The sequence below is a fragment of the Microcystis sp. LSC13-02 genome, from assembly GCA_002282935.1.
Lineage (GTDB): Bacteria > Cyanobacteriota > Cyanobacteriia > Cyanobacteriales > Microcystaceae > Microcystis.
Genome location: MTBT01000293.1, coordinates 1 through 6172, shown reverse-complemented (window position 1 = coordinate 6172; position 6172 = coordinate 1). Strand labels below are relative to the sequence as shown.

The 6172-nt window shown below is 41.0% G+C and carries 6 protein-coding genes; 3 read left to right on the top strand and 3 right to left on the bottom strand.

Annotated features, from left to right (window positions below; translation table 11 throughout):
• Nucleotides 1–204: 204 nt before the first annotated feature.
• The 3 genes from BGL89_RS18450 to BGL89_RS18440 all read right to left on the bottom strand — a co-directional run bounded on the left by BGL89_RS18450 (nt 205) and on the right by BGL89_RS18440 (nt 2577).
• Nucleotides 205–1344, bottom strand: a complete 1140-nt coding sequence (locus BGL89_RS18450; RefSeq protein ID WP_286826982.1) for a SpoIID/LytB domain-containing protein — start codon at nt 1342–1344, stop codon at nt 205–207.
• Nucleotides 1345–1562: 218 nt separating this feature from the next.
• The gene (locus BGL89_RS18445) at nt 1563–2216 is read right to left on the bottom strand and encodes a Coq4 family protein (RefSeq protein ID WP_286826981.1); all 654 of its coding nucleotides are present in this window, start codon (nt 2214–2216) and stop codon (nt 1563–1565) included.
• A gap of 70 nt (nt 2217–2286) precedes the next feature.
• Nucleotides 2287–2577, bottom strand: a complete 291-nt coding sequence (locus BGL89_RS18440; protein ID WP_024970485.1) for a YiaA/YiaB family inner membrane protein — start codon at nt 2575–2577, stop codon at nt 2287–2289.
• A gap of 159 nt (nt 2578–2736) precedes the next feature.
• Between BGL89_RS18440 and BGL89_RS18435 the strand changes: the two genes are divergently transcribed.
• From BGL89_RS18435 to BGL89_RS18425, 3 genes are all read left to right on the top strand, one after another.
• Nucleotides 2737–3732: a hypothetical protein gene (locus tag BGL89_RS18435; protein ID WP_286826980.1), complete on the top strand. Its 996-nt coding sequence runs from the start codon at nt 2737–2739 to the stop codon at nt 3730–3732.
• A gap of 146 nt (nt 3733–3878) precedes the next feature.
• Nucleotides 3879–5195, top strand: coding sequence for a P-loop NTPase fold protein (locus BGL89_RS18430; protein ID WP_286826979.1), 1317 nt, complete (start codon nt 3879–3881; stop codon nt 5193–5195).
• Nucleotides 5196–5283: 88 nt separating this feature from the next.
• Nucleotides 5284–6172 (top strand): tetratricopeptide repeat protein (locus BGL89_RS18425; RefSeq protein ID WP_286826978.1); only part of this gene is annotated, 889 nt, incomplete at its 3' end.

Here is a 6172-nt window from a genome sequence, read left to right as displayed (position 1 = left end):
GCAGGTGCGGAACCCCGCAAGGGAAAGAAGCAGAAACCTAAATCGTGAGGTTTGGGAATCACCGTCCGTTTACGGCGGTGAGGATGTCAAGCAAGTCAAAAATTACAAGTGAGATCAGACATTATCTCATAATCAGTTATCAGTTATCAGTTATCAGTTATCAGTTATCAGTTTACTGTTTACTGGAAATGGCTGACAGCCTTTTTAATTGGGCATTTCAGTTAAACGAGCATTTTGATAATAATGGCTGAGAATGCGGTCATAAGTCACCCCTTGGTCAGCGAGGGAAAAAGCACCCCATTGACTTAAACCGATCCCATGACCGAAACCGCGACCATTAATGGCAAAAGTACCGTTATTAGCTGAAATCGTGAATAGGGTACTACGCAGCTCCAGTATTTGCCGTAATTGGGTATCAGAGATTAATTTAGAGCCTTGATCGCCCACTACGCGCATTCTAATCACTCGTCCGTGGGGAGTGGTCCTTTCGGGAGATAGCGATCGCACGCGACCAACACCACCGATTAAACGGCCTAATTCACTGGCGCTAAAGTTTTTTGACCATTGAAATACTGGTGCGACCTGATCGTAATCGACGACACCGCGTAGGTAGGGTAAGGGGGAATTCCAAACATCCTCGACATTTTCCGTATGGCCTCCGGAGGAGGAGTGAAACACCGCTAGAATCGGTTTGCCGTTGAAGCTCATAATTTGTCCGGCGGTGGCATTAACCGCCTCCTGGGTGCTAGTAAACTCGCTTTCTAGACCCTTATAAACTTGGGTGCGGGTGGTAGTACCGAGATCGTAGATGCGATTGCCGGAAGTATTCATTTGGTAGAGAGCATAGGTGCGCGCCGCCACGGATTGGGCTTTTAAGGCCTCTTGCGGCCAGGAGGGAATCGCTTCCGCACCGACGACACTATAGAGATATTCCTCTAAATCGACTAAATTTAGGGCTGTCACCCCAGAACCTTGCCGAATGAGCCTTGTACGTCCTCGATACCAGCGATCATTAATCCAGACGTAACCATCATTCCCTGGTTCGATGATCAATTGACTGGCCTGCCAATCGGCCAAACCCACCGCTTTTCCTCTGGGATTAGCATTGAGGGCATTCATGGCGGTCAATTCTCCTAAGACTCTGCCGGCCCCATCTTTCACCACAGCATCGGTGGAACTGCCCACGGAGACGGCACTAACACCTTTACTGATGGCAATGCGTAATTCGACAGCAGCCTGGACTGGGGCGATAATCAAAGCCCAAAAAACTAGGACGAGCCAGCTATGGGCAGGCAGGCGCTGCAGGTAACTACCCAGCAGCCTTGCTGTGTGTTTATTGGTCATGGGGATCGAACTCCTCACACAATCGATCGATAATCAATTTTACCCAGACTGGGACTTTTTTGCTACTCCAGTTCGGAAAAATTTTTCCCCTGTCACTTTTTCCCGATTGTCTGACAATTTTTCTGTCCTCTGACCCCTGAATGGGCAAATTGCCCTATTTTGTCCGATTAATCGGGATTTATTCGGGTTAGTCGATTATTCTAAGTAGTCCAGCAAAATTAATTTTCTAGGTTCGAGTGGACAATCGCCAATTCTTGCCGCCAAACTAGCAGGGATTTCTCCCAAGCTAGTTCCCATTTTTGCGCTAAAAAAGGTCGAGTATTTTTGCCCAAATTATAGGCGATGACAATCTCTTCCCAGAGAGAGGCTAAGGAAAGTGGCGAAGAAAATAAAGCTCCGAATAATCCCCCTAAAAGTAGGACAATAGCTAGAGGGCGACGAGTTTGACTTAATTCAAAAGCTTTCAGTTGCAATTCTCCCATCACATCTACACCAAAACCCGTTACTATATGCCAGATATCGTGAGTTTGCCGTAGGCGAAGCAGCAGATAATCTGTATCGGAATTGACCTGAATAGACCGATAAAAATTAGGATCAAAATTGAGACTAATTAGGTGAGTAGCATAATGATAACCTAGGGAATCTTCTGGAAGTTTTAGCAAGGTTTCTAAACAGGGACTAGCGGCTAGATATCTTTGGGCAATTATTTGGGCGGTAGCTCGATCGCTTTTAACATATTGCAAAGATAATCGCTGTAAACAACTCTCTTTTAAGCAATCTTCAATGTCATATACAGACAGCGTATTACCGGGATTTTGTAAAACAGAAATTATTCCTTTGGTCACACTGATTAGATTAGTTGTGAATAGCATATAAACTCTCCTAAGTCATAAAAAAGGGTGAGAATAATCGAAAAAACTGATAACCAATAACTGGGAAAAACTAATCCTTATAAGGATCGTACTGAGTCAATATCCGTTCTAACTTTACTTCATCAATGCGATTAATTAAGCGTTTAGATTCTTCGACATCGCGGACAGTTTTTGATAAATTAATGGTGGAACCGACGGTAAATAGTAAACCCATGCCTAAATAACCTTTAATCCACGGATCTACTGGCAGATAAACAACCCCTAAAGAAGTGGCAGAAATAGAGACAATAAAAGATAACCAAGTTTGAAAAATCCACGCTTGAGTGTGACTGGGAGCAGTACCGTATTTTTTATCGTTCATAATTGCCTCCTAAACGTTTCTGCACCCATTCTGTCTGTTCTAAGGATGCAACAACAATGAGCGCTATCTAGTCGGGGGAGGGTTGAGAACTGGGGGGAATTAGGGTGAAGTGGGGTGAAGTATGAAGTATAATCGTTGTTAGAATCTAGGACCAAAAAGATGGAGATTAAACATCTGAAAATTTGGTATTCTTGGGAAAAACAAGAACAGATGATCGATCGCTTGGTGGGGAAAGTAGGATTAACCCGGGTGCGTGCCACTTGTTTTCTGCGTCTCTGGATTTATGCGATCGCCAACGAGGGACAGGTAAAACCCCCTTTATTCCAGTTAATTTTTCCCACCACTGCCATTATCTGTACCCATCGACAAGCATCGGATTTATTTTATCAGGATCAGGACCAGGGCAGCGATCGCTCTGCTGGGATGATGTTAGATAAATTAGCAGCCCTTGGTTTAATTGAAAAAATTTTTGACGGCAACACAACCAGAGTTAAAATCAAACCAATTGCGGGGATTTTAGAGCCTGATAGCTCAGAATCATCTGTAGAATTGCAATTAGATCAATTTAATCCCCGTTGTGATGCGATTCCTGTAGCTAACTTGCTGAAAGGCAATTATAACTGGATGAATCGCAATGCTGAAGCAATTCCCCATCGCATTTCTCGTCTGTTGCGGGGTTGGGCAAAAGATTACACTACAGGTATGCGAGTTTTGCGTCGGGTAGATAATCTTAATCCCGTCGGTTTTTATCTCCTCTATCCCACTGCGAACGAGTCGGAAGCGAATTTTTTTACCTCTCCTAACAAGAGTTTACATCTAAGTGCGATCAACGAACAGGATCCTTTTAAAATGGCATCCGTGGGAGATGAAAATTGTCTTTCGGTATTTATTCGCAGTTGGATGATTGATGCTAATTATTTAGAGAAATATCGTTTAATCTTCCTGCAAGATGCCCAAAAAACTCTCCAGAGAATGACCTTAGATTTTCCTAATCTCTGCGATTTACATACCTTGATTATCCATCCCGATTATGAGAAATTAGCCGCAGCCTTGGGATTTCAAAAAACTATTCAGGAATCCCCAAACTCTATTTATTGGATGTATTTAGGACTCGATCGCTTTTTATCCCTAGATATGAGTGAAATTCAATTTTAATCGGGAGTGGGAAGTGGGAGAAAAATCCCTAACTGGGTTTTTGAAGTTCGATCGGGAGTTCATCGTAATATTAAAAGCGGATTTGGTATAACATCTTGTAAATAAGTATTGTTATAATAATGACATCAATCAAGCTATCGTCGCCTATGTCTGAAAAATTAATCGCTAATCTTGCTAATGCCTTTAAACCAGTTCCTTTACCTGCTGGTAGTCCCTTTTATGTAGATCTAAAAGCAGTGAGAGCAGATGCCGATGTTTGTCTAGATTTGGGAAGAAAAATTATTCGTGCGTTGCCAACAGAGTACACCCATCAACTCTACACAGGACATCGAGGAGGGGGGAAATCCACGGAATTATTGCGCCTGAAAAAATATCTAGAGCAAAAAAATTGTTTTGTTGTTTATTTTGCGGCAGATGAAGATGATATCGATCCAGAAGATGCTCAATATACAGATATTCTCATTGCCTGTACGCGCCATTTATTAGAACAACTAAAACAGGCTAATTCAACCCCCTTAAAAAACTGGATAAAATCCCGTTGGCAGGATTTAATTGATTTAGCTTTAACAGAGATTAAAGTTGAAGATGTTAAACTAGAAACAGGGGATTTAATTAAATATTTTGGTAAATTGTCTGCGGCGATTCGGGCAATTCCCAGTCAAAGACAAGAAATAAGAAATAAAATTAATCCTCATACTGTTACGCTGTTAACAGCACTAAATGAGTTTATTGATAATAGCAAAACTGTCTTAGATGATTCAAAAAAATTAGTGGTAATTGTTGATAACTTAGATCGCATTGTACCAATAAATCGGCGAGATCATCAAACTAATCATGATGAGATTTTTTTAGATCGAGCCGATCAATTAAAGGGGTTAAATTGTCATTTGATTTATACTATACCTATTTCAATGGCCTATTCTAATCGGGCCAATGATCTCCGCGATATTTATGATAATGACCCGATGGTTTTACCGATGATTATGATCCGTAATCTTGATCGTACTATTAATCCTGATGGTATAGCAAAAATTAAGGCTATTATTGAGAAAAGAACCCAGCAATTTTTACCAACGAAAAAGCTAGAAACAGATATTTTTGAAAGTCAAGAAGTTCTGGAGCGATTATGTTTAATGACTGGAGGTCATGTACGAAACTTAATTTTATTAATGCAAACCGCTTTAGATCATGTGGATGCTTTACCCATTACCGCAAAAGCTGCTCAAAGAGCAATAACCCAAGCTAGAGATGTCTATCGGAGAACAGTAGAACACGAGCAGTGGAAAATTCTGGCTCAGGTACATCTTACCAACGAAATTCAAAATGATGAAGCCCATCGTAAATTATTATTCAATCGTTGTGTTTTACAATATGCTTATTTTGATGCAGATGCAGAGTTAAAAAGTTGGTATGATGTGCATCCTTTAATTACCGAAATTAAGGAGTTTAATGATGAATTATGAATGATGAATTATGAATGGGGAGCGGGAAACAGGGAACAGGTAAGAAAATCATTGTACCTCATAACTCTGAATACAGCTACATATAATAATGACAAACCAAAAAGTAAAACCCTTAACTAACTCTCAGGAATCGGATTTTGAAGGATTGCTAGAAGATCAACCCCTAACAGCAGCAGAATCCTATCAAGCATTACTGCGATCGCTCAGACGAAAAAATGGCTTTAATTTACTCTTTGTTCGCTGTTCTCCCGTGCAAGCTGATGAGATTATTCGGGGAATCAGTCAAGATTTACCCAATAAAAATATTCAAGTCCTGCAACTTGATTCAGAAACCGATAATTTGTATGAGAAAATTGTCGATCTACCAAATTATACCAATCTAAACATTCTTTTTGTGCGAGGTTTAGAAAATGCACTACTGCGCTACGAAGAAGCGGAAAGTCAAGGCTATTTCTTGTCGAGTCAAAGTCCAGTTTATGGAGGAACCTGGGCCGGAGTTCCTAAGATTTTAGGCTATTTAAACCTATCCCGTGAGCGATTTGAGCGGCAATTTCCCTTTACTTTAGTATTCTTATTGCCGGAATTTGCCTTGCGGTATTTTATTCGTCGTGCGTCGGATTTTTTTGATTGGTATTCGGGAGTTTATGAATTTCCGACCGATAAGGACATATTGCACAGAGAAATTATAAGACTGGTTTATTTAGACAGCGATCTCGATACCTATCAGCAATTCACTCCCCAACAACGACAGGAAAAGTTGGCCGAAATTAAGGCCTATTTAAGCGATTCCCCATCTCTCGATCCTGTTCGAGCATCTCAATTGTGGCATGAAAAAGGTTTAATTCATGCAATGGGAAAAGAATACGAACAAGCGATCGCATCCTACGATCAAGCTTTAGAAATTAAACCCGATTACCATGAAGCTTGGTACAACCGAGGGATTGCGTTAGGTAATTTAGGAAGGTATGAAGAAGCGA